Raw genomic sequence first — 1,095 nt, 5'->3', positions numbered from 1 at the left:
TAGTGGGACCCGAAGTTGCTTTTTTTTTATCAAAGAAACCACGGGAACAGACAAAGGACGCCCCCGAACAGTAAAAAGCTGTGTGGGTGAGTTAAAAATTACCGAAAAACAAGCAGAAAAATTAAATCTCAAAAAATCGACTCGCTTGGCCCCTTTCTTTGAGAAATGTTGTCTGCGACAAGTAGCCCTGTTATCCTATTCCAAGGCATCTCAAGAAATTGAAGTACAGACGGGAGTCAAGATAGGTCATACCAGTTTACATAGATTGGTAGAAAACCAGGAGTGGGTTGAACCAGTAGCCTCCGACCCCATTAAAGAAACCAGTGTGGATGGAGGGAAAGTGCGTGTTAGAGGAGCAAAAGGGGAGGGTTCTCACTGGCTCGATTACAAAGCAGTTAGTCTTCATGGCAGCTTTTATGCTGCATATTTTCTGAAAAATGAAGTATTGATTGATTATGTCAATCGTCAGCCGTTAAATGCCGTAGTGACTTGTTTGGGTGATGGACATGACGGAATTTGGAATCTGATTGGTAAATTCAATCCGGATGGCAATCGCCGAGAAATCTTAGACTGGTATCATTTAGTAGAAAATCTGTACAAAGTATCAGGGTCTAGGAAACGGCTGTCGAGAGCCAAAGAATTGTTATGGCAAGGTCGTATAGATGAAACCATTAAGTTGTTTGAGTCGTGCAATAGTCGTCAGACTACCAACTTTTGTAAATATCTCACAAAACATCGGAATAGAATTGTTAACTATCAACTATTATCCAGTCAAAATATTTGTTCTATTGGGTCGGGAGCAGTGGAATCATTAGTCAAACAGATTGACAGAAGATTGAAAATTTCCGGCGCTCAGTGGGGTCGTGAAAATATTAATCAAATGCTCAAACTTAGGTGTGCTTACTTGAATGAAGTAATCTAGAATATAGACACCTTTCCTATATTTTTATTCCCAAATCCCATACTTTAAATACTCATCTCTCGCCAGTTAGGTTAGCCTGCGGGCGACAACTTTTCCGTTCTATCATGTAGCGCAGGGCGAAAAATTTTGGCTCATATCATACTTTTAACCATTTACAAAACCGGGATGCTCCC

At 40.5% G+C, this 1,095-nt stretch carries 1 protein-coding gene; it reads left to right on the top strand.

The features are described 5' to 3' along the window. The coding region (locus tag QUA99_RS32945; protein WP_333381789.1) for an ISKra4 family transposase at nt 1-922 on the top strand (922 nt) is incomplete at its 5' end. Nucleotides 923-1,095: the final 173 nt, after the last annotated feature.

Source organism: Microcoleus sp. F10-B2, assembly GCF_036704965.1.
In the GTDB taxonomy this organism is placed as follows: Bacteria; Cyanobacteriota; Cyanobacteriia; order Cyanobacteriales; family Microcoleaceae; genus Microcoleus.
Note: the sequence above shows the minus strand (reverse complement) of the source record. Positions and strands in the feature narration are given on the sequence as shown.